Source organism: Enterococcus sp. M190262 (assembly GCF_005843965.1).
Taxonomy (GTDB): domain Bacteria; phylum Bacillota; class Bacilli; order Lactobacillales; family Enterococcaceae; genus Enterococcus_D; species Enterococcus_D gallinarum.
Genome location: NZ_CP040461.1, coordinates 1,126,240 through 1,150,477 on the forward strand (window position 1 = coordinate 1,126,240; position 24,238 = coordinate 1,150,477).

Below are 24,238 nucleotides of genomic sequence, written 5' to 3' on the forward strand. Positions count from 1 at the left end.
TTTTTTCTTTTTATCCGATAGTATAAAATAGAAGAAGCACCGAGAATGGAGGAACTCTCATGAAAATCGCAAGAGGTTATGCAGAGTATAGCGACAAAGCCATCCAACGAGAAACAATCAAGCCAACCAAAGCAGAGCAAACCGCTGCCGAAAAAAAGGTTGACGTCCAATTGTCAAAAACAGCGCAAACGATCAAAAACAGTGGCGGTAACGAAGCGAGCCGTGCTGATCGTGTCGCTGCATTAAAACAATCCATCAAAGATGGCACTTATCAAGTATCAGCAGAAGCAATTGCCACTAAAATGCTTGCTAGCGATGTAAAGAAGGCGGATTAGATGACAGAACGTGAATTTGAACGACAATTACAACGTTTTTTTCGACTTTTGGTCAAAGAGAAAGAGTATTTGATCAAGGGCCAAGGTGAAAAACTGATCGAGCTGGTAGAGAAAAAAGAAGGATTTGTCCCAGTCATCGAATCTTATGAAGGCAATCTGACAGACAAATGTCGTGAATTGATCCAACAAATCCAAAGACAACAGCAAGAAAATCTCTTATTGACTGAACAAGCCCTCAGCTACCAAAAAACATTGATGGATGCCGTTAAAGACAACATCCAGCCGGCAGCAAATACGTATTCGAAATATACGGAAAAGGCCACTGTTCAGACAGCGATCATTGACCAAAAAATTTAAGGAGAACTTTTATGACAGGATTATTCGGATCACTTGGGACCGCTACTGGCGGTATGAGCGCAAACCAAGTAGCACTACAAACGAGCAGCCATAATATCGCCAATACGAATACAGACGGGTATTCACGGCAACGTGTCAATCTACAGACTCAGCAACCTTACTATCTACCAGGAGCAGGTACGATCGGTACAGGGGTCAAGGTTAGCAGTGTGCAGCGCGTTGTTGATGATTTTGTGATTGGGCAAGTACGAAATGCCAATTCCAAATATACATACTATGAACAAAAAGCAGATATCCTTGGTCAATTGGAAGGTATCTTAAATGAGCCTTCAGATAATGGTTTATCGAAACAGCTGTCTACGATGTTTGACTCTTGGACTGCGCTAGCCAACAATCCCGAATTAGAAACGGCCAAAAGTCTAGTCCTCGAAAACAGCAGTACCCTGGCTGACATTATCAACCAAATGTCTTCGCAAATGAAAAAATTGCAAGGTGACACGGTAGATGACATCGAAAAATCTGCATTGGATTTCAATGAAAAAATCAAACAGCTAGAATCATTGAATGAACAGATCTATGCCTTAGCAACTGACGGACAAACCTCCAATGACTTACTGGATCTGCGGGACAATCTACTCAAAGATATTTCAAGCTTGGCACCGATCGAAACGACATTTGATCAATATGGCCGAGGCTATGTAGCGATTGGCGGCCAAACGATCCTAAATGCAGACGAACGCAATACGATCAGTGTAGTGATGGGTAAAAACGAGCAAGGAACCATCGTTTCCAAAGACGGTAACAGCTTGAATCCACGGGAGACAATCAGTGGGGATTACCCTCCAGGGACGATTTTGATCAATAAGCCAACAGAAGACGGTCAAACAAACTACGAGGAGTTGCCGATCAAAGAAGGATCGATCGGGGGTCTGCAAGTTTCGGTCACTGAGATTGACAGTCGCTTAAGCGAATTGAACAATTTTGCCACAACCATTGCCAAAGCAGTCAATATGATCTTTACAGATGGAAAATCCAGTACTTCCGGTCTCTTTGAATTCGGAGAAGATACTGCCGGTACGATCAAAGTCTCTCAAAGTATCATTGATAATCCTAGCTTATTGCAAGCCGGTAAAACAGGTGAATCTGGAGATGGTTCAAGAGCAGCAGCGATTGCGAAGCTTCGCAATGCAAAATTGGATTTTCCGCTGTCAGATGAAACGATGGCTTCTTTTGATCCCGACACACTTACCTTCAAAACAGATGGTTCAGGTATGACGTGTGACAGTTACTTCAATAGTATCGTCACGAAGAACGGGATCTCAAAACAGCAAGCAGATAATACTGCTAGCGCTCAGCTATCACTGCTAAATCAATTAGAATATAGAAATCAATCCGTTTCAGGGGTTTCGATCAATGAGGAAATGTCTGACGTGATAAGGTTTCAACAAGGATTCCAGGCAAATGCACGAATCATTTCTGTGGTTTCGGAGATGCTGGATACCTTGATCAATCGGACAGGAGTATAGATAAATGCGTATTTCAAATAATATTACTTATAGTGATTTTATTCGTAATTTAGGCACTAACGCCTCGAATGTTCACAAGACACTTAACCAGTTATCTAGTCTGAAAGAAGTCAGCAAATCATCAGAGAACCCATTGCTGATCTCTAAAATCATGAATCTAACTGGATCCATCAATCAGAACGCAACATTTGGCAGTACGATCAAAGACAGTATTTCTTGGTCAAAAGTTCAAGATTCAACATTAGACAATGTCAGCAAATCGATGTTGCGAATCCGTTCGTTGATCCAATCTTCTGCCAATGGTACGAATGGTGATGATGAGTTAAAGGCCAATAAAGCAGAGATTGAAGAAGAAATCGAAGGGATCGTAGAAGCGCTAAATACCAATTACGATGGCCGATATATCTTTGGCGGTACCAGTACGACGACCCCGCCATTTGAAATCGTAAAAGAAGATGGCGAAATCGTTGGGATCAAATACAATGGGACTAGCAAAGATTTGCCGCGAGAAATCGCGAATGGTGTTTCTGTCGATTTATTATCCGACGGCAGTCGTCTAATGAAGGAAACCGGAACAGAGTCAGATCCGGAAAATTTAAGTACGTATTTCAATGATTTATTGTCTGCATTGCGTACTGATGACAAAGAAGCTTTGGGGGGCAAACTGCTGGAAGCCCATGATGAGTATGCCAATCATTTTGTGAATGTGCGTTCCCAAATCGGCGCTTTGTACAATCGGCTAGAAGCTGCCTCAGATCGTAATGAAACAGAGAAACTGAATTTGACAGAGACGCTTTCCAACAAACAAGATATTGATTTTGTGGAAAAATATATGGAGTTTTCTAATCAAATGACTGCTTACCAAAGTACACTGGCGATGGGAACAAAAATCATGCAGTTGACGATCCTTGATTACGTTAGATAGTCGTTTATAGATGTCACCGTAAGATGCAAGAGAGGAACAACAAACTCTATGGACTCTACTTAGAAAAGGAAGTTGCAGGCGGCTATGCTCCGCTGCAATTTACGAATAGCTAAGTAGAGTTTTTTGTTTAAGATGTTTTTTTGATGGTTGACTATAGCAGTTTTATTGCCAGATTGGATAAGAATCACTCCCACGATAGCTGGAGCAATAGAAGATGATTTCTTAGATCCTATCGTTTACCAAGAATGAACGTGGGTTTCTCTTGTTCAAGAGCAGCTGTTTATACGGAGCATAAATTTTTTTTGATTTTTTTTATTTCCCTATCTTAACTAACGGTTTTTTCTTCCGATACATATAAACAGAGGGAAACCTTAGCGAAAAATTAGGAGGAATAATCAAATGAGAATCAATACAAACGTGTCTGCGTTAAACACTTACTCTCGTTTAACAGCAGCAAATGCTTCTAAAAGCAACTCTTTATCAAAACTATCTTCAGGTATGCGTATCAACAAAGCCGGCGACGATGCTGCTGGACTAGCAATCTCTGAAAAAATGAAAGGCCAAATCGGTGGATTGTCTCAAGCGAAAAGCAATGCACAAGATGGTATCTCATTGATCCAAACAGCTGAAGGTGCGCTAAATGAAACCCACAGCATCTTAGGCCGTATGCGTGACTTAGCAGTTCAAAGTTCAAACGGAACTTTGAGTACAGATGACCGCGAAGCAATCTCAAAAGAGTTTTCTGCTTTGTCTGACGAAATCGATCGTATCAGCACAACAACAGAATTCAATACTAAGAGCTTATTAAAAGGTGGAGAAAGTGGTGAAAAAGCTTCTTTCATCTTCCAAATCGGTGCCAATGCGAACCAAACAATGAGCGTAAAAATCGGTGATATGGGTGCCAAGGCATTAGGCGTAGACGCTTTAAAACTTGAGGAAGCAAAAGATGCTGAATCTGAAATTGCTAAAAAAGTTGAAACGGCCTTTTTAGATGCAGCTAATTCAGATAAGTATGATGCTGACGGTAAAGTTGATACAACAGCTGGTAAAACAGCTGCAGAACTTAAAGATGCAATTGAAAATGCGGCTGATGATACTGCAAAAGCAGCAGCACAAAAAACATATGATGCAGCTTTAGAAACTTTTAAAGCTTCTACTAATGGCCAAACAGCTATCGCAACGGCTAAGACAGAAGTTGAAGAAGCTTCTAAAAACAGCACAGTCAGCAAAATCGATGAAGCCATCAAAACTGTTTCTGCACAACGTGCGGACCTAGGTGCGGCTCAAAACCGTCTAGAACACACAATCAACAACTTGGGTACAACGCAAGAAAACCTTTCTGAAGCAAACTCACGTATCCGTGACGTTGACATGGCGCAAGAAATGATGAGCTTTACTAAGAGCAACATCCTTTCTCAAGCAGCAACTTCTATGTTGGCACAAGCAAATTCAATGCCAAACAGCGTATTGAGCTTACTTCAATAATTTTGGGGAAATCACAGCCAAGGACCAGACGGGGAAGCAAGGTCCTTGGCTTTACATAGCACCACTAAGAACATCGGTCGCTGGATGACCGCTCACATAATCAAGAGGCACCAAACAAGCAAATTCACAGAGCTGGTCCAGTGTGAAACGCTAGTTGACTGGATGGTCGCTGTTGTCTGCACCACAGCTTTTGAAGAATATCGTCCAAATCAGGAAAAGTGAACAACTTGTTGGAAAGCCCGCCACTATGGTGCAACAGATGATCAGCGTAATTGAAGACTTTAGAGAATAGATCTCTGAAGTCTTTGAAAGGTTGCGCACTAGAAAGGGATGAGGAAATGGCAAGTATTACAAGTGCTTCAGGAATCAGTACGACATTAGGGAGTTATTCGGGGATCACTGCAGAAGATATCGAAAGTTTATTGGCAGCAGATGCCATTAATAAAACCCGCGCCCAGAATCAAATCAAAACCATCAACTCGCAAAAGACTGCCTGGAGCGACATCAGCACTCGTTTGACCAACTTTTTGAACAAAATCGATGCCCTGCAAAAAGACGAGGCATTTCAAACGAAGAAAGCAGCGTCGTCAAACAGTGGGATAGCGTCTATCTCAGGAACAGCCGAAGCATTGGAAGGTTCCTACGATCTAAAGGTAAAGCAGTTAGCTACTGCTACTAAAGTAACAGGAACGAAAGTTACTGATAATAGCAAAGCTGCATTGAATGTCGAAGGCACGCTTTCTTTGACAAGTTCCGAAGTAGATAAAGACGGCAATCCTATCACGGTAGACATTGAGATCACTAGTGAAGACTCACTAAAAGACATTGCAGATAAAATCAATAAACAAAGCAAAAATTCCTCTGTGAGTGCCAATATTATCGATAACCAGTTAGTATTGACCAATACTAAAATGGGGGACAAAAATTTTACTATCTCTGGTGATGTTGCAGAAAGTCTAGGGATCGGTTCCACTGCGAAAACGACGCAAGGACAATCAGCTATTTTTGAGTTAGACGGTATGGAGATCACTCGTGACAGCAACACGGTCAGCGACGTAATCGATGGTGCAACACTGACGCTATCCAAGGTCAGCGACGAATCCGTAAAAGTATCTTTGACCAACGACACTTCCAAATTGGTAGATGCGGTACAAGGATTAGTTGATCAATACAACAGCTTAATGAGCTTTATTGGTGAAAATCTATCTGTTGGTGATCCTAGCAGTGAAAACAACAAGACGGGTGCGTTGGTTGGGGATACTGCGCTGACTCGGCTTCAAACCCAATTACGTAATTTGATCACGATCCCTTCTGTCAAAGGTTCAGATCTAAAACCGAATGATCTGGGAATTTCGACAATCGACAATAACGGCACTTTAGGCTTTGATAGTGAGAAATTTAAGAAAGCTTTAGAAGAAGATCCTTCAGCGATCAAAGATTTCTTTTATGAAAAGACCAAAAGCAAAGACAGCGACGGGACCACATCAACGACAGAATCTGGCTATACATTAGCGATCAAGGAGTTAGTCAACAGTTATGTTGTTAATACTTCTACCAATAAAGGGGTCATCGCTACAAAATCAGCCACCTATGATTCCACCATCAAAGATCTGAACAAGCAAATCACACGTTTTGACAAGATTTTAGAGATGAAAAGAGATCGGTATATCACGATGTTTACCAAACTTGATGAAGCAATGATGCAAGCTGAGAGCCAGTTAGAATACTTAGCTAGTCAATTCTCATCTAAATAATTCTGGACAATCAGAGTAAGAGAGGAAGAGTGGAATGGAAAATAGCCTGCCTACACTGGACGAACGATTAACACGGATTTTACAAGGGTTGACGGATTGGAACGGTGAAGTGGAGCAAGCAGAAGTACTGCTGGCAACCAATGCTGAGCTTTTAGCAACTCTGACAGATAGTCCGAATCGCACAAAACAGACACAAGCCCTAGTTGAAAAGGTCGTGGCTGCGTATCAAACATTTCTTACACAAGTGCAAGCACAACAAACACTGATCAAACAAGAACTGGGACGTTTGAATCGACAAAATAATTTGGTAAAAACCTATCTGCAGCAGGAAGATGTTGCTGGATTTGTCGAATTCGACTATTAGTGAGGGAAAGAAAATGAATTATCAGCAAATGCAATCAAATTATTTAAAGAATCAAGTGATGAGCGCGTCTCCTAACAAATTGATCGAAATGCTTTTGCAGGCAGCAATCAAGAATATCAAGTTGGCCCAGTTAGCGATTGAAAAACAAGAACTAGCAAAAGCCCATGAATACTTTATAAAAACACAAAATATTTTGTTGGAGCTGCGTACGTCGTTAGACGAAAAACAAGGCGGTGAGATTGCTGAAGGTCTTGCAACGTTGTATGAATACATGTATCAGCAGCTGATTGAAGCCAATATCAAAAAAGAAGTGGCTCCTGCCCAAGCTGTTGCGGAACTGCTGAGCGAGTTATTAGAAAGTTGGCAGGCCATTACCCAATCTGCTTGATCAAGTCTACCACTAGCTTGCTGACGGTAGCAAAAGCAAGTATGTATATAGAAAAAACAACGACATGCTGTTTTCAGCCGGGCAAAGTCGCAAACATTGGGTTTGCGACTTTTTTATTGCGTTGAAGCACTACATCACTACTCTTTCTAAAAAAATTATCATAAAAGGTTATTGAACCTGTCATTTTTCTGTGTGTAGTTGAATTTAACTCCCATTAGGAGATGCTTCATTAAATTTTTACAATGATACCCTTTTCAAAAAGGCTTATTTTTTACCTTATCCGACAATTCTGTTATTCTAAAAAATAAGAACTGTTTTGCAAGGAGGTCATTTAGTGAAAAAAAAAGTTTTATTCAAGCCGACAGTTCTGCAATTGCTCGTTATTTTCTGTGTAAGTATGCTGCTATTGTTGCCGCAATTGTTCGGTCGTGGCTTGATTTTAGGTTCGGACGCCGTCTTTCATTTTAATCGTTTTTATGAGACGAGCCAGCAAATCAAAGAAGGAAACTATCAATACTTTCTTTCCATTTATGGTTTTCAGCAATCTGGTCGGATCGTCAATGCATTGTATGGACCATTTTTTGCCTATTTTCAAGGATTATTAGTTTTGATCAGTCGTTCTTGGTTCCAATACCAACTCTTATCAAATGGATTGCTGTACCTTTTGGCAGGAACATCAATGTACACGTTACTGCGAAAATTGAAAGTTTCGGGCTGGTTATCTCTAGGCATGGGCATCCTTTTTATGACCACGTATTCGATCCAATATTGGGTCGAACGACAAGGGTTTTCGGCTTGGGGAGCAGCAATATTGCCTTTTTGTTTCATTCCATTGATTGATATGACGCGCTTTCAACGGATCCGTCCGTTTGCTGTGGGCGTGTCAGTAGCTGCGCTGTTTCAAATCCATGTTTTTTCGAGTATTTTATTGGTTTTGATCTATATCCCTTTCTTTTTGCGCACTTTTTTGAAAAGCCAAGGTAAAAAGCGGCTCTTGCTTCATTTATTCGCCGCCATTGGAATTTTTCTGCTGTTGACTGCCAATATTTGGCTGGCAATGCTTGATCTTTATCAAAGCAATCAGTTACTGCCACCATTCGTCAATCACCACATGGAGCGAAATACGATTACGGGTACCAGCAGTTACTGGTGGACATCGCCCTACCTTTTCCCATTGGTCTGTGGGCTATTTTTTGCCGGAGCTTTAAAAAAATGGCAAGAGATCCCCAATGGATTGAAGCTGTTGACTGTCGTTGCCGGCATTTTTTTCCTGTTATCGTCTAACTATTTGCCATGGCAATGGTTATCTAGTCTCGAAAATCCATTGATTGAACTGATTCAATTTCCGTTTCGCTTTTTTGTCCCTGCGACAGTGCTGATTCTTGCAGGATTGTGTCTTTTGCGGCCCTATTTAGCGGATAGCCGTCTGAATCGGCCGATTTGGCTGATTTTGCTTTTAGTTGTCAGTGTGGGCCAGATTATGTTTCAAACCAGTACTAAGATGAGTGAGTGGCAATCCAGCGATTCCGCGGTGAAAATCAGAAACCACTCCTATCTGTTTGTTTCTGATCAGCAGACGCTGAAAGAGGCTTATTTCAGTCCAGACAAAGCGAAGGCACTGGTGCTGTTCCAACGGTCAACCCCCGATTATGTTCCCATCTATCGTGACACAAAGGAAAATAAATACGATGCTTACGGGGAACAAATCATCAAGCAGAATACGACAGTGCAAAAAGCGGTTGTTAATGGACAGTTGATTTTGCGCTGGCAAGGAGAAGATTCTAGCTGGAAGGCGTTGCCGGTCATCAATTACCAACGAACGACCTTACAGCTTAACGGACAGCCATTGAAGCGTTCTGACATCAAAGTGAGTACGATAGGGGCAGTGACTGTTAAGCAACAGACAGGGCTCAACGAGCTGATCGTGGATTATGATGCGCCGTGGTATTTTGACTGGGGACTGTGGTTGACAATGGCTGCATGGGTCTTATTGGCTCTCGGTTTTCTTTGGAAAAAACGGCAGCTGTTTGCTGCAGTTAGACGCCAAAAATGATCAAGAGAACGGTTGTCGGCGGCTTTTTTGTAGACAGCAATGAATGATTAACGGACTTAAACGAAAAAGAAGCAGCTGTGGTGTGCAACACTTTAGCTGCTTCTTTTTCGCTTAAGATTTTTTAAGTAAAAAATTTTTGAAAAATTAGTTGCGTGCGCAACTAATTATCTTTATACTGAACCTACTGTATTTACCTTACTGCATGTAAAGGAGAAAAATTATGGAGTCAATCATTCGTTCAATCAACCACATTGCCCGTTTAGCCGCATTGTACCGGGAAAGGGAACTAAAAAAATATGGGTTAGGTCCCATGCATCATACGTACATTTTAAATGTCTGTCGTAACCCTGGGATCAGTCAAGAAGCTTTAGGTCAGTTGATTTTTGTCAATAAAAGCAATGTTGCTCGCCAGTTAGCAGTCTTAGAAGAAAAAGGGTATGTTTGTCGGCAAACGAGCAGTTTGGATGGGCGGCGACTGCTCGTTTATCCAACCGATAAAGCGTTGGCGATGCAACCTATCCTCCAACAATTGTTGAAGCAGTGGAACGAGCAAGTCTTAGAAGGGTTTTCTGAAGCAGAACAGCAAAAATTGCTGGCAGATCTACAACTAGTAAAAGAAAACTCACAGCGTGCTTTAAAGAAAGAAGATGAGGTTCAGTGAAGTTACTAAAAAAATATTTGCACCCGTATATTGGGCGTATGTCTCTCGGGGTCAGTATCAAGTTTTTTGGGTCTTTGATGGATCTGCTGTTGCCATGGATCCTAGCCTATATCATTGATACGATCATTCCTACAAAAAATGTTTCCGCCATTTTCTTGTGGGGCGGTGTGATGCTGCTGTGTTCGGTGATTGCTGTTGTAACCAATATTCTTGCCAATCGGATGGCTTCCAGTGTTGCCAGAGATGCTACTGGCAGCATACGTCATGATCTTTTTGCCAAAGTGGCCTATTTATCGATTCCGCAGATCGAACAAGTCGGTATCCCTTCGATGGTTTCGCGGTTGACTACGGATACTTACAATATTCATCAAACGGTAGGCATGATCCAACGACTTGGCATTCGGGCGCCGATCCTCTTATTAGGAGGAGTGTTGATCACAGCAACCTTAGATCCGGTGCTGACACTCGTATTAGTTGGGGTTTTACCATTCACATTAGTTGCCGCCGTTATTATTTCTAAGCGAGGGATTCCTTTGTTTGCCCAATTGCAAAAGCGAGTAGACACGCTAGTTCGCACCGTCCGGGAAAATGTGACGGGTGCTCGTGTGATCAAAGCATTATCGAAAGCAGACTATGAAAAACAACGATTTCAGCGAGTCAATCAGTCAGTCGTTGCGGCAGAAACAAGGGCGAACCGGACGATGGCTGCCACACCACCTTTAATGGATTTTTTTCTGAATGCGGGATTGACATTGGTGATTTTAGTGAGTGCTTATCGGGTGAATGCCGGGTTGACGCAGCCAGGGGTGATTATTGCTTTTCTCACCTACTTTACGATTATTCTCAATGCGATGTTAAGCATCACGCGAATTTTCGTGATCGTCTCAAAAGGTTTGGCTTCCGCAGACCGTATTCAAGCTGTACTGCGCCTGCCGCAGGATATGAAGGTCGTTCCCCTTCCGGCAAGAGATGAAGAAGCACACATTGTATTTGACCACGTTTCCTTTACTTATCCTGATGGTACGTCCGTTCTGAAGGAAATCGATTTTTCTCTAGTCAAGGGACAGACGTTAGGAATCATCGGAGCTACCGGCAGTGGTAAATCAACGATTGTACGCTTACTGCTGCGTTTATACGATCCGACCAATGGACAGATCCGCATCAATGGCCGTGATATCCGCTCACTGGATCCCGAAGAGCTGCACCAATATTTTGGCATTGTTTTGCAAAAAGACATCCTTTTTGCTGATACGATCGAAGAAAATATTGATTTTGGGCGCCGCTTTTCAAAAGAACAAATCGAAGAAGCTGCCGCTAGGGCACAAGCAAAGGAATTTATCCAGCAGTTGCCACAACAACTGGCCTATGAACTTCATGCGAAAGGAAGCAATCTAAGCGGTGGTCAAAAGCAACGAGTCCTCCTATCCCGTGCATTAGCTGGTGAACCACAAATTTTAGTCCTGGATGATTCAGCCAGTGCATTGGATTATCAGACAGACGCCAAACTACGCCAAGTACTTAAACAACAATTTGCGGACACAACGACGATTTTGATTGCACAACGAATCAGTTCGATCCAGCATGCAGATAAGATTCTTGTGTTGGAAAATGGCCGCATGAGTGGATTCGGCGATCATGCCACATTACTGGCGACGAATACCATCTATCAGGAAATCTATCATGGACAGACAGGAGGGAAAATCAATGCCTAGCAAGACAGTCGCCGAAAAACCAAAAGAGACGAAAAAAACTGTGAAGCGTCTCTGGCACTATTTGTATGAAACGAAATGGCTTCTTCTATTATCAGCAGTTTTAATGATGGCTAGCAATCTGTTTTCCTTAGTAGGTCCACTGCTTTCCGGTTATGCCATCGATGCGATTCAGCCAGGACCAGGAAAAGTCATTTTTCACCGGGTCTTCTTTTATTGCGGATGGATGATTGTTTTTTATCTTTGTTCAGCGGTGTTAAGTTATCTGATCTCATTATTGATGATCCGTCTGAGTCAACGTGTCGTCCAGTCCATGCGCAAAGCGATTTTCGACAAAATTTCTGAATTGCCGATCGGCTACTTTGATCGTGTCCAAACAGGCGATATCATTAGTCGAATCAGTTATGATGTCGATACGATCAATACATCATTAGCTAGTGATGCCATCCAAGTGCTGAGTAGTTTAGTCACCATTATTGGTTCGTTTATTATGATGTTGCTGATCTCTCCAGTGCTCGTTTTGATTTTTGTAGTGACAGTGCCTGCCTCGGTTCTATTGACTCGTTATTTAATGAAGAAATTTCAGCCATTATTTCGGCGTCGTTCGCGAAAGCTAGGGGAATTGAACGGATTTGTAGAAGAAATTCTTTCGGGTCAGCAAACGATTAAGATCTATAACCAAGAAGAACCGATCATTGAACGATTTGATGAAAAAAATCAGGCCGCAGTTTCCTCTTATTACAATGCAGAATATTATGGTAGCATGACGGGCCCGTCCATCAACTTTATCAACAATGTTTCGTTGTCACTGATCAGTGTCTTTGGCGCACTGCTATTTTTATTCGGTCGTCTCTCTTTAGGAAGCGTCTCCTCCTTCGTGTTGTACTCTCGTAAATTTTCTGGACCGATCAATGAGCTGGCCAATATCTTTAGCGATTTGCAATCCGCATTGGCAGCAGCAGAACGGATCTTTCGCTTGTTGGATGAAGAACCGGAAGTCTCCGATGTTCCTGATGCCTATGAGTTTACAGAAGTAACCGGGTGTATCCAATTGGATCATGTCTCCTTTGGGTATCAAAAGGATCGCATGATCATTAAGGACCTATCGCTGGACGTTGCCCCAGGCAGTTTAGTCGCTATCGTTGGTCCAACCGGGGCAGGTAAGACCACGATCGTGAATCTCTTGATGCGTTTTTATGATCCGGATCAAGGAGTGATTCGTTTAGATGGACAGGACATCAAAAAAGCGACGCGCAGCAGCTTGCGCAAAAGCTATGCGATGGTGCTGCAGGATACTTGGTTATTTACTGGAACTGTCTTTGAAAACCTGGCTTACGGTAAAGCATCCGCGACTCTTGCTGAGGTAGAGGCAGCGGCTAAAGCAGCCCATGTCCATGAGTTCATTCAACAATTGCCAAAAGGGTATGACACACTGATCACAGAAGATGGTGGCGGGATTTCGCAAGGACAAAAGCAGCTTTTGACCATTGCTCGTGCGATGCTTTTGGATGCGGATCTCTTGATTTTAGATGAAGCCACATCAAATGTCGATACCCAGACCGAGGGGTTGATCCAAACGGCAATGACTGAGCTGATGAAAGGCAAAACGTCCTTTGTGATCGCTCATCGTCTCTCCACTATCCGTCACGCAGATGTGATTTTAGTGGTCCAAAACGGTAATATCGTCGAACAAGGGACTCATGATGAATTATTAGCTAGAGCAGGTGCGTATGCAGCCCTTTACCAAGCACAGTTTGATGAATAAACGACGAATAGCTAGGATCTATGAAGTAGCAGCTTAATAACTGGACTAGAGATCTAAGCATAGTAGCAGAACAATCGGTATTGCATCTAGTTGCAACGAAGATTTATTGAATCTCAGAATTACACAATGACTAGGATAGGCAGTTTGTTGCAGGCCTCTCGTCACAGCTGCTTCTTTTTCAAGCAAGCAGTTACAAAATTATGCAGCGTTTCCATGACAAACCGCTTTTTTATCGGTATACTTAGAAAGGAAACATTCTGAATTATCGAAAGAAAGAAGGGAACCTGTGTGTTTCATAAACAATTAAAAGATTTCCCCAAAGATTTCTTATGGGGCTCTGCGTCTGCAGCGTACCAAGTCGAAGGGGCTTGGCAAGAAGATGGGAAAGGCACATCAGTATGGGATGATTTTGTGCGCATTCCTGGAAAAACATTTAAAGGAACGAATGGGGATGTCGCAGTCGATCATTACCATCGATTCAAAGAAGATGTGGCATTGATGAAAGAACAAGGGTTGAAAACCTACCGCTTTTCTGTCGCTTGGACACGGATTTTTCCAGAAGGCCGAGGAGAAGTCAATCAAGCAGGGCTAGATTTCTATTTGGCTTTGATCGATGAATTGCTTGCAGCAGGAATTGAACCAATGGTTACGCTCTATCATTGGGACTTGCCTAAAGCGTTGCAAGAAGCTTACGGTGGTTGGGAATCTCGCCAAATCATTGAAGACTTTACAAATTATGCTGTGACACTTTTCGAAGCATTTCGCGGCAAAGTCAAATACTGGGTCAGTCTGAATGAACAAAATGTGTTTACCTCATTAGGTTATTTATTGGCTGCTCATCCGCCAGGTGTCACTGATCCAAAGCGGATGTATGAAGTGAATCACATTGCCAACTTAGCCAATGCTTCTGTAATCAATACATTTCATGAGATGGAGATTCCGGGTAAAATCGGACCTAGTTTTGCTTACACGCCAAACTACCCGATCGACAGTGATCCCAAAAATATTTTGGCAGCAGAAAATGCGGAAGATTTGATGGCGCATTATTGGATGGATGTCTACCTATGGGGCGAATATCCGATCGCAGCAATGAACTTCTTGAAAGAACAGGGGATCGCGCCAACGATTGAGCCAGGAGATATGGAACTGTTGCGTTCGGCAAAACCGGATTTCTTAGGGATTAATTATTACCAAACTGCCACTAACGCAGCAAATCCGTTAGATGGGGTAGGCGCTGGTAAAATGAATACAACTGGAGAAAAAGGCAGTTCAGAAGAAACAGGAACACCTGGTATGTTCAAAAAAGTCGAAAATCCATTTGTTGATCGTACCAATTGGGATTGGGAAATTGATCCTCAAGGGTTGCGAGTGGCGTTACGACGTATCACTAGCCGCTATCGGATCCCGGTGATGATCACTGAAAATGGACTTGGCGAATATGACAAGTTGACAGACGATCATCAGATTCATGATCAATACCGCATCGATTATCTGTCAAGCCATGTTCATGCAATCAAAGAAGCAATCAGTGATGGTGCAGAGGTGCTAGGTTACTGTACATGGTCATTTACTGATTTATTAAGCTGGTTGAATGGCTACCAAAAACGTTATGGTTTCGTTTATATCGATCAAGACGAAAATCAAGACGGTAGTTTGACCCGTTATAAAAAAGACAGCTTCTATTGGTATCAAGAAGTGATCAAGACCAATGGACAAAATAGTTAATTCATAGCAAAATAAAAAGTACGTTTCTAAAAAAGAAGCGTACTTTTTTTGTAGAATGAAAATCGTTGACAAATGTAAACGGTGGAGGTAAAGTAGAAGAGTAGAGATTACAGTTGTAATCAAAAGGTAGCCTCTTTCGCTTATTTGAGGAACCCAGTACGATATTTCATTAAGGAGGAATAAAAATGGCTGAAGGAAACTATGCAATCGAAGGAATGACCTGTGCCTCTTGTGCTCAGACGGTCGAGAAGGCCGTCAGCAAAGTCACAGGTATCGAAGAAGCCTCCGTCAATTTGGCGACGGAAAAACTTCACGTTCGCTACGATGAAACTCAGGTAGATGAACAACTCTTAGCAAAAACAGTAGCCGATGCCGGCTACTCTCTTATAGGAAATCAGCAGCAAGCAACATTCCAGATTGAAGGGATGACCTGTGCTTCTTGTGCCCAGACAGTTGAAAAAGCCGTGAACAAACTTGCAGGTGTTCAAGCGGCTACTGTCAATTTAGCCACGGAAAAATTGACAGTTCGTTACGACAAGCAGCAACTTAATACAGCTACCATTGAAGAGGCAGTAGCTAAAGCAGGATATCAAGCTTTTGGCGAAAAAACTGCGGAGCCGCAATCGGCAAAGAAAGACCCAATTCAAAAGTTATGGCAACGATTTTGGTTGTCTGCCATTTTTACCGTGCCATTATTTTATTTAGCAATGGGCGAAATGATCGGTCTGCCGCTCCCTTCCTTTTTGAACCCTATGACACAGCCTGTAGCATTTGTTAGTACACAATTGATCCTTGTGCTCCCTGTCATGATTTTTGGCGGTGCTTTTTTTAGCAATGGCTTCAAAGCGTTGTTCAAAGGGCATCCTAATATGGACTCTCTGGTGGCGTTAGGAACCAGTGCGGCTTTTTTATATAGTTTGTATGGAACGGTCATGGTTTATTTAGGAGAGACGCATTTCGCGATGCATTTATACTATGAATCAGCTGCGGTGATCCTCACATTAATCACACTAGGCAAATACCTTGAATCCGTATCAAAAGGCAAGACCTCTGAAGCTATCAAGAAATTATTGGATTTAGCACCAAAAACTGCTCGGATCTTAAAAAATGATTCAGAAATGGAAGTGCCAGTCGAGCAAGTCGTGGCTGGCGATATTGTGATTGTTCGTCCCGGTGAAAAAATTCCTGTGGACGGACAACTGATAGTAGGACATTCAGCAGTGGATGAGTCAATGATCACTGGAGAGAGCCTTCCGGTGGAGAAACAACCTGGTGATTCAGTTGTTGGAGCGAGTATCAATAAAACGGGTACGTTTCGCTATCAGGCGACAAAAGTTGGCAAGGATACCACTCTGGCACAGATCATCCAGCTAGTGGAAGATGCCCAAGGTTCGAAAGCCCCAATTGCACGATTAGCTGACAAAGTTTCGGGTGTTTTTGTTCCGATCGTGATTGGCTTAGCGTTACTAGCAGGACTGGCATGGTTTTTCTTCGGACAAGAGTCGTGGATCTTTGCACTGACGATCACTATTTCGGTATTAGTCATTGCCTGCCCCTGTGCCTTAGGATTAGCAACACCAACGGCAATCATGGTGGGAACTGGGAAAGGCGCCGAGAATGGTGTATTAATCAAAAGCGGTGATGCATTAGAAACGACTCGCAACATCACAACGATCGTTTTTGACAAAACCGGGACGATCACAGAAGGGAAACCAGTTGTGACAGATCTTTTACCTTATGGCGAACATACGAAAGAAACGGTCTTGCAGCTAGCAGCTTCTGCAGAAGATGGATCGGAGCATCCACTGGGAGAAGCTATCGTAGCCGCTGCCAAACAACAGAAATTAACATTTTCTTCAGTTAGTCATTTCCAAGCCGTCCCTGGTCATGGAATCACGGGAAGATTGGATGGAAAAGACGTGCTGTTAGGAAATAAAAAGTTGATGGATCAAAAACAAATAGATGTCTCATCTGTAATTGCATCTGCCGAAGGCTTAGCAAACCAAGGGAAAACACCAATGTATGTTGCCATGGACGGCGCATTGATTGGGTTGATTGCTGTGGCCGATACGGTGAAAACAAGCAGCGCACAAGCCATTGAACGTCTGCATCAAATGGGCATCAAAGTGGCGATGATCACAGGGGATAATTCGCGAACAGCACAAGCCATTGCTGATCAAGTAGGTATCGATGAAGTCATTAGTGATGTGTTGCCAGAAGATAAGGCGGCTAAAGTGGCAGAACTGCAGCAAACTGGACAAAAAGTTGCCATGGTAGGTGACGGAATCAATGATGCACCAGCTTTAGCCAAAGCAGACGTCGGTATCGCCATTGGCTCAGGAACGGATGTCGCCATTGAATCTGCAGATATCGTGTTGATGCGTAGTGACTTGATGGATGTGCCGACTGCAGTGGAATTGAGTCGAGCAACCATCAAGAATATCAAAGAAAATCTTTTCTGGGCATTTGCTTATAATGTTTTGGGAATCCCTGTTGCCATGGGATTACTGCATCTTTTTGGCGGACCGCTTTTGAATCCGATGATTGCAGGGGCAGCCATGAGTTTTAGTTCAGTTTCCGTCTTATTGAATGCGCTACGTTTAAAACGGTTCACTCCAGTCAGTAAACGAGCAGCAAGAAACCAATAACAAAATAGAGAAGAAAGAAGGATCATTATGAAAAAAACATATCAAGTCGACGGCATGAAATGCGAAGGCTGTGCAAAAACGGTACGAGAAACACTTGCTCAAGTAGTCGGTGTTACCGAAGTTACAGTTGATTTTAACAAGAAAACTGCGACCGTCACAGGCGATGCCTCAGATCAAACGGTGACAGCTGCGTTAAAAGATATGCCTTATCGTTTACTTACTATCTGATAAACATCGAGAGGAGAGCAAGTAAAGCAATGGATCAAAAATAAAAACAGTCAAAGCGAGCAGTGAACAAGACTAATACACCCAAAAACCGAAAAATCTCTTCTCTATATTTTGGTTGTTCTTTTGTCTAGTTTTACTGCGCCGCTTTGGCTGTTTATTATCGTTGAACGTCTAAATAGGAATATACCCGCGTATCATAACGGTTGCGACTGCGGGAGTATTCGATCGGTGAGCCATTTTTTTGGTAAACGATTTGTTGAATTTCTAATACTGGATCGGTTGGATCGCAAGCCAGATATTTCTGATCATATAACGAGCTTTTATCCGCAGAAATCGTCCGATAAGCACCGACAAATTGAATGCCTAGTTCTTCTTTTACATACTGATAGATAGAAGTTTCCAAGTGAGAACGTTTTAGATTAGGAACTAAATGGACCGGCATGTACGTATGCTCCAGAATAAATGGTTTGCCTTCTAAAATTCGCAGACGAATGATCTTATAGACGGGTTGTTCTTCTGTCAGCATCAGTTTTTCTTGGATCTCCTTGTTCGGAAAAGCCACTTGAAAATCAATGACTTCACTAGTCAATGGCCGATTTGCTTTGCGCATTTCAGTGGATAAGCCGACATATTCCGTTAATGTTGTCGTATCTCGATCCACGAAAGGATGATTCAAAATCTTAGTTCCAGCTCCTCGCTGAGAATAGACAAGTCCTTCCATAGAGAGAATCCCGATCGCTTTTTTGATGGTCATGCGGCTCACTTGGAACTCTTCAACGAGATCTATTTGATTAGGTAATAAACTATCTGGAGGATAAGTTTTATTTCTGATTCTTGTTCTTAAAATATTGGCAATTTCTTGATATTTTGGCATCTCCTCACCTCGCAAAGAGTATAGCTGAAAAAAGCGATTTCGACAATCCGAATCGGCAGCCTTTTTTTAAAATAAAAGACTGACAGGTTGATTGACCTGCCAGTCTTTTTGTTTTAACTGATTGAAGCTTCTTGTTGACGATCCAAAATACGCAAGAATGGATACCAGATCACACCAACAAGTACTACATCAATGACTTGTAGCAAGCCACCTAACCAAGAGTTGGTTGCTAACACACCGCTAGCGATCACTGGCACGGTCCAAGGTACGGACACACCAGTTGGTGCTGGAACTAGACCAGCTGCCATCACAAGGTAATTGAAAGTTGTCACCACTAGGGGTGCTACTACCCAAGGAATCAAAATCGTTGCATTCAGTACGATCGGCATTCCGAAAATAGCAGGTTCATTTACATTGAAGATACCAGGAGCAAGAGCCAAACGACCAACATCGCGGTATTGTTTTTTCTTTAGGACAAAAGCCATCAAAATCACAACAGCTAGCGTCATTCCAGAACCCCCTAAACCTACCGTGAAAGTTTCCATGAATGGTTTCGTCACGATATGGGGTAAAGCTTCGCCATTTTGATAGGCTTCTAAATTATCCAACATCAATGTGTTCCAGATAGGATCCATGACAGAGTTGACAATGATTTGCCCATGAAGACCAAAGAACCATAAGAACTGAACCAAGAACAGTGCCAATAGTGTAGCAGGTAAGCTGCTGCCAAGACCTGTTAACGGTTTTTGAATCAATTCATAGATTACATCATGAAGGTTCGCATGGAAGACGCCGGTCATGATCGCATTGATCATCAAAAAGATGGTTAGCGTAACGATCGCTGGAATCAAAGCAGCAAATGACTTCGTTACTGCAGGTGGCACCCCATCAGGCATTTTGATTTGCCAACCGCGTTTTGTGACGCGACAATAAATCTCAGCAGCTAAGAAGGCAGCGATCATTCCGATGAACATACCTTTGGCACCTAAGCGATCAAGAGATAGCACGCCAGTAATAGTTTCACCTGATTCTGTAGTCATGAAAAATGGTGTTAGAATCAAAAAGCTTGCAAAAGATACAGCGCCTCCAAAGATCCCTTCAACATTATAAGACTTAGACAAATAATAGCCGATACCAAAAGTAACAAAAACTGTCATGATGCTCATTGTTGCATTTTGTCCATTACCGAACAGGGTACTTAGAGTGCCTTTCGTTGCATCATTGAAAAAAGGCAGATTGTTGATAACCACTACGATTGAACCAAACATCGTAATGGGAAAAGAAAGCATGAACGCATCTCGTAATACAGTGAGGTAGCGGTTTTGCCCTAACGCATTGGCTAGCGGCAAGATTTTTTCAGATATTTTATCCATAAAACCGTTCATTAAAAATCACTCCTAACAACTTTTTGCAATCGATTACAATTCATAATGTATCATGTTTTATTTTAAATGTCTATACATTATCCAATAAAAAGATTGATTTTTGGTAGTGCTTCCTTTATGATTACGGTATCAAGCATGAATAGGGAGTGTAAAAAAGATGACGTATCAATTTCCAGAAGGATTCTGGTGGGGTTCTGCTGCCAGCGGTCCTCAGACAGAAGGAACTTTTCCAGGAGACAAAAAAGGACCCAGTATTTGGGATTACTGGTATGAGCAAGAACCAGAAAAATTCTTTGACCGTGTAGGCCCCGAAAAAACATCCCAAGTCTATAAGCGGTATAAAGAAGATGTTCAACTAATGAAAGAAACAGGACACAATACATTTCGGACATCGATCCAGTGGAGTCGCTTGATTCCAGCAGGAACTGGCGAAGTTAATCAAGAAGCTGTGGCTTTTTATCATGATTATTTCGATGAATTGATTGCAAATGGGATTGAACCTTTCGTCAACTTGTATCATTTTGATATGCCGATGGCCTTGCAGGAAAAAGGCGGTTGGTTAAGTCGTGAGACAGTTGAGGCTTACGTCGTTTTTGCCAAAACTTGTTTTGAATTGTTTGGTACAAAAGTCAAAAAATGGTTCACTCATAATGAACCAATCGTTCCGATAGAAGGTGGCTATCTCTATCAGTTCCACTATCCAAACGAAATCAACATGAAGCATGCTGTTCAAGCCGGCTTCCATGAAACCTTAGCGAGCGCGAAAGCAATCAAGGAATATCATGCGCTAGAATTGGGTGGAGAGATAGGGATTATCTTGAATCTGACACCTAGCTATCCGAGAGATGAAGCAAACCCGGAGGATGTTAAAGCAGCCCAAATCGCCGATGCCTTCTTCAACCGTTCCTTTTTGGATCCAGCAGTTAAAGGGACATTTCCTGAAGAATTAGTCACAATCATCAAAGAATTAGACATGATACCGGAACATGAAGCAGAAGATTTAGTGATCATCCAAGAAAACACGATTGACTTATTAGGCATCAATTACTATCAGCCACGTCGTATTATGGCAAAAGAAACACCGATCGACCACACGAATGGTCCATTACCAGATGATTATTTTGATAATTATGATAAACCTGACAAAAAAATGAACCCTTATCGTGGATGGGAGATCTATGAAAAAGGGATTTATGATATCTTGACCAATACCCGTGAGAATTATGGCAATATCAAATGCTACATTTCTGAAAATGGCATGGGCGTTGAAGGGGAAGAACGTTTTGTCAACGATGAAGGGATCATTGAGGACGATTATCGAATCGAATTCGTTAAAGAACACTTGAAGTATGTTCATCAAGCGATCCAAGAGGGTACCAACTGTGTTGGCTACCATATGTGGACATGTATGGATAACTGGTCTTGGACGAACGCATATAAAAATCGTTATGGCTTCATCTCAGTTGACTTGAATCATGATGCCAAGCGCACAATTAAAAAATCTGGTCGCTGGTACAAAGAGGTTTCTGACAATAACGGCTTTTGATTCAAAACACAGTGAAGATTGCTTCACTGTGTTTTTTTTATTGTCAAAAAATGGTGCTGTCTATAGCAAAAGAATAGGACTGTATAATCCATGATCAGTTTTATAACTAAAAAGACTAGACTTATAAATGTAAGCGTGGTATTCTATAGAGGAAATCGGTTTCACTAAATTATAGGATGGTTTTTGAAAGGAGAAAAAAATGAATAAGTTTATCGCGTTTATGGAGAAGCATTTTATTCCTATTGCTTCCAAAATCGGTTCACAACGTCATCTAGTTGCGATTCGTGACGGTTTTATCGTAACGATGCCATTGATGATCTTGGGATCTTTTGGGGTATTGATCAATAATTTGCCTATTCCAGCTTATATTGATTTTATGAACGGTATTTTTGGTGAAGGCACCTGGCAAGCATTTGGCAATAATTTATCTGCAGGTACATTTTCTATTTTAGCTTTATTGATTGCATTCACAGTTTCTTATAACTTGGCCAAGAGCTATGACCAAGATGCATTAGGAGCAGGAGCAATTTCAGTTGCCAGCTTTTTTGCATTAGGTGCAATGGCCACAGATGCTGATGGTTTGCTGACAGCTGCGGGTCTTGGTTCACAAGGATTATTTTTGGCATTGATCGTTGCTATTATTTCTACTGAGATCTTCCGTCGTTTGGCAGGCAATCCTCGTCTAGTGATCAACATGCCTGATGGTGTACCACCTGCAGTTTCTCGTTCTTTTGCAGCGCTGTTCCCAGCAATGATCACTATTTCGATTTTTGCATTGTTCACAGCAATCTTCCAAGCATTTGGTGTATCAAGTTTGGTTCTATCTTTCTATGAGCTTGTGCAACAACCATTCATGGGATTGGCAAACTCTTATCCAGCTGCATTGCTACTAGGGTTCATTTCTGCTTTCCTTTGGTTCTTTGGTTTGCATGGTGCAAATATCATCGATCCATTTATGCAAACGATTAACATTCCAGCTATCGAAGCGAATACGAAAGCGCTTGAAGCAGGAGACAAATTGCCGTATATTGTAAATAAGCCGTTTTTTGATTCATTTGTTAATATAGGTGGTACCGGTGCAACATTAGGCTTATTGATCGCAATTTTCTTGGTTGCTCGTCATCATAAAGCCTATATGACTGTAGCGAAATTATCATTGGCTCCAGGGGTATTTATGATCAATGAACCAGTGATGTTTGGATTGCCAGTCGTGTTGAATCCAATTTTGTTCATCCCTTATGTTTTGACACCACTTGTATTAGTTTCAACTGCATATTTTGCCACAGCAACAGGACTGGTACCAGCATGTACCGTTATTGCGCCTTGGACAACACCACCGATCATTGGTGGGATCTTGTCAACACAAAGCATTGCTGGCGGAATCTTAGCTGCAGTTAATTTGATTATCTCGATCGTGATCTATCTTCCATTCGTGAAGATGGCACAGATCCAAGAAAATCGTCGTCTGAAAGAAATCTAACCGATCAAAATTAGGCTGGGACATAAGTCAGAACAAGACGAAACTACCCGAACGAATGAAAATGACAATCCTGTTGCTTTAGTTACCAGTTGGTGGCTAGAGCAACAGGATGGGTAGTCGTCTTTGTTGCTTATGCCGCAGTCTTTTTTAATTAATAGGATGTGAGGTGAATGTTGTGCCAAAGTATGTTGAGATAGCAGATGTCCTTCGAAAAAGAATCAAAGATGGAACTTATCCCAAAGAGAGCTTTCTGCCGCATCAAACGGAGTTAGTAAAAGAATTTGGTGTCAGTCGCATGACCATTAAGAATGCCATCAATATTTTGATCATGGAGGGACTGTTGCTTTCGAAACGAGGATCTGGGACGAAAGTGTTGAACCATTCTTTTTGGGATCGTGACACGTCTTCTGTAAACGAATACAAAGGACTTAGTTACCAGATGAAAATGCAAAAAAGAGATTTGCAAAGTCAGGTAATTACCTTCGAAGTCTGTTTCCCAGATAGCAGAGTACAAGAGATGTTGAAGGTTGCTGCGGAAGAGCCGGTATATCATGTGATTCGTTTGCGAATATTAGATGGGCAACCTTATATTTTGGAACATTCGTTTATGCCAGTAGATTTAGTGACGGGATTAACGAAAGAAATCTTGCATCGATCGGTATATGATTATTTGTTAGAAGAGTTGAATTATAAGTTTGCCGGTGCTTATCGGACATTTCAAGCAGCGAAAAGTGATGAGTATGATCGTCAATATTTGAAGTGTCAATCGGATGATCCAGTTTTGGAATTAGAGCAGATTATTTATTTAGAATCGGGAAGACCGATCGATTATTCAAGAAGCCGAAATCGGTATGATGTTCGCGGGTATTCCATGTTAGACATGAAACCAGATCTTTTAAATCATCGAAAACCATAACGACCAAAGTGCTAGCTGCTTTGGTTTTTTTGTTTTTGATGGCCGAATGGTTTGTTTTCGTATAGATTCTGAGAATCAGGTATACTAATAGTACGAAGATAGATACAAGCAGTT

At 42.0% G+C, this 24,238-nt stretch carries 20 protein-coding genes; 18 read left to right on the forward strand and 2 right to left on the reverse strand.

Going from position 1 to position 24,238, the window contains the following annotated elements; translation table 11 throughout:
* Nucleotides 1–59 precede the first annotated feature (59 nt).
* From flgM to FE005_RS05305, 15 genes are all read left to right on the forward strand, one after another.
* On the forward strand, nucleotides 60–335 hold the full coding sequence (gene flgM / locus FE005_RS05235) for a flagellar biosynthesis anti-sigma factor FlgM (protein WP_060813663.1): 276 nt from the start codon (nucleotides 60–62) through the stop codon (nucleotides 333–335).
* Nucleotides 336–692, forward strand: coding sequence for a hypothetical protein (locus FE005_RS05240; RefSeq protein ID WP_081131823.1), 357 nt, complete (start codon nucleotides 336–338; stop codon nucleotides 690–692).
* A gap of 11 nt (nucleotides 693–703) precedes the next feature.
* Nucleotides 704–2,218 (forward strand): flagellar hook-associated protein FlgK, encoded by a 1,515-nt coding sequence (gene flgK, locus FE005_RS05245; protein ID WP_081131822.1) that lies wholly within the window; start codon nucleotides 704–706, stop codon nucleotides 2,216–2,218.
* A gap of 4 nt (nucleotides 2,219–2,222) precedes the next feature.
* Nucleotides 2,223–3,143, forward strand: coding sequence for a flagellar hook-associated protein FlgL (flgL, locus tag FE005_RS05250; RefSeq protein WP_103300683.1), 921 nt, complete (start codon nucleotides 2,223–2,225; stop codon nucleotides 3,141–3,143).
* Between the two features lie 399 nt (nucleotides 3,144–3,542).
* Complete coding sequence (locus tag FE005_RS05255; protein WP_138371416.1) at nucleotides 3,543–4,628, forward strand: flagellin; 1,086 nt, start codon at nucleotides 3,543–3,545, stop codon at nucleotides 4,626–4,628.
* A gap of 338 nt (nucleotides 4,629–4,966) precedes the next feature.
* A complete protein-coding gene (gene fliD, locus FE005_RS05260) occupies nucleotides 4,967–6,382 on the forward strand; it encodes a flagellar filament capping protein FliD (protein WP_138371417.1) in 1,416 nt (471 codons plus the stop codon).
* A gap of 34 nt (nucleotides 6,383–6,416) precedes the next feature.
* The gene (locus tag FE005_RS05265; protein WP_103300681.1) at nucleotides 6,417–6,746 is read left to right on the forward strand and encodes a hypothetical protein; all 330 of its coding nucleotides are present in this window, start codon (nucleotides 6,417–6,419) and stop codon (nucleotides 6,744–6,746) included.
* 13 nt (nucleotides 6,747–6,759) lie between these two features.
* Nucleotides 6,760–7,134, forward strand: a complete 375-nt coding sequence (gene fliS / locus FE005_RS05270; RefSeq protein ID WP_113848979.1) for a flagellar export chaperone FliS — start codon at nucleotides 6,760–6,762, stop codon at nucleotides 7,132–7,134.
* A 334-nt stretch (nucleotides 7,135–7,468) separates the two neighbouring features.
* Nucleotides 7,469–9,187: a hypothetical protein gene (locus tag FE005_RS05275; RefSeq protein WP_138371418.1), complete on the forward strand. Its 1,719-nt coding sequence runs from the start codon at nucleotides 7,469–7,471 to the stop codon at nucleotides 9,185–9,187.
* A 220-nt stretch (nucleotides 9,188–9,407) separates the two neighbouring features.
* A complete protein-coding gene (locus FE005_RS05280; protein WP_138371419.1) occupies nucleotides 9,408–9,848 on the forward strand; it encodes a MarR family winged helix-turn-helix transcriptional regulator in 441 nt (146 codons plus the stop codon).
* Nucleotides 9,845–11,560, forward strand: a complete 1,716-nt coding sequence (locus tag FE005_RS05285; protein WP_138371420.1) for an ABC transporter ATP-binding protein — start codon at nucleotides 9,845–9,847, stop codon at nucleotides 11,558–11,560. The genes FE005_RS05280 and FE005_RS05285 overlap by 4 nt, the downstream gene beginning before the upstream one ends.
* Nucleotides 11,553–13,322, forward strand: a complete 1,770-nt coding sequence (locus FE005_RS05290) for an ABC transporter ATP-binding protein (RefSeq protein WP_138371421.1) — start codon at nucleotides 11,553–11,555, stop codon at nucleotides 13,320–13,322. The genes FE005_RS05285 and FE005_RS05290 overlap by 8 nt, the downstream gene beginning before the upstream one ends.
* A 288-nt stretch (nucleotides 13,323–13,610) precedes the next feature.
* Nucleotides 13,611–15,047, forward strand: a complete 1,437-nt coding sequence (locus FE005_RS05295; protein WP_138371422.1) for a glycoside hydrolase family 1 protein — start codon at nucleotides 13,611–13,613, stop codon at nucleotides 15,045–15,047.
* A 185-nt stretch (nucleotides 15,048–15,232) separates the two neighbouring features.
* A complete protein-coding gene (locus FE005_RS05300) occupies nucleotides 15,233–17,695 on the forward strand; it encodes a heavy metal translocating P-type ATPase (RefSeq protein WP_138371423.1) in 2,463 nt (820 codons plus the stop codon).
* A gap of 27 nt (nucleotides 17,696–17,722) precedes the next feature.
* A complete protein-coding gene (locus tag FE005_RS05305; protein WP_138371424.1) occupies nucleotides 17,723–17,923 on the forward strand; it encodes a heavy-metal-associated domain-containing protein in 201 nt (66 codons plus the stop codon).
* 157 nt (nucleotides 17,924–18,080) lie between these two features.
* Here FE005_RS05305 and FE005_RS05310 read toward each other — a convergent pair whose 3' ends face one another.
* Nucleotides 18,081–18,797 (reverse strand): GntR family transcriptional regulator, encoded by a 717-nt coding sequence (locus FE005_RS05310; RefSeq protein ID WP_060813648.1) that lies wholly within the window; start codon nucleotides 18,795–18,797, stop codon nucleotides 18,081–18,083.
* 113 nt (nucleotides 18,798–18,910) lie between these two features.
* Nucleotides 18,911–20,182 (reverse strand): PTS cellobiose transporter subunit IIC, encoded by a 1,272-nt coding sequence (gene celB, locus FE005_RS05315; protein ID WP_138371425.1) that lies wholly within the window; start codon nucleotides 20,180–20,182, stop codon nucleotides 18,911–18,913.
* Between the two features lie 157 nt (nucleotides 20,183–20,339).
* Here celB and FE005_RS05320 point away from each other — a divergent pair, with 157 nt between their 5' ends.
* From FE005_RS05320 to FE005_RS05330, 3 genes are all read left to right on the forward strand, one after another.
* The gene (locus FE005_RS05320; RefSeq protein WP_138371426.1) at nucleotides 20,340–21,728 is read left to right on the forward strand and encodes a glycoside hydrolase family 1 protein; all 1,389 of its coding nucleotides are present in this window, start codon (nucleotides 20,340–20,342) and stop codon (nucleotides 21,726–21,728) included.
* A 199-nt stretch (nucleotides 21,729–21,927) separates the two neighbouring features.
* A complete protein-coding gene (locus FE005_RS05325; protein WP_060815438.1) occupies nucleotides 21,928–23,208 on the forward strand; it encodes a PTS sugar transporter subunit IIC in 1,281 nt (426 codons plus the stop codon).
* A 175-nt stretch (nucleotides 23,209–23,383) separates the two neighbouring features.
* Nucleotides 23,384–24,124 (forward strand): GntR family transcriptional regulator, encoded by a 741-nt coding sequence (locus FE005_RS05330; RefSeq protein WP_003129115.1) that lies wholly within the window; start codon nucleotides 23,384–23,386, stop codon nucleotides 24,122–24,124.
* Nucleotides 24,125–24,238 lie beyond the last annotated feature (114 nt).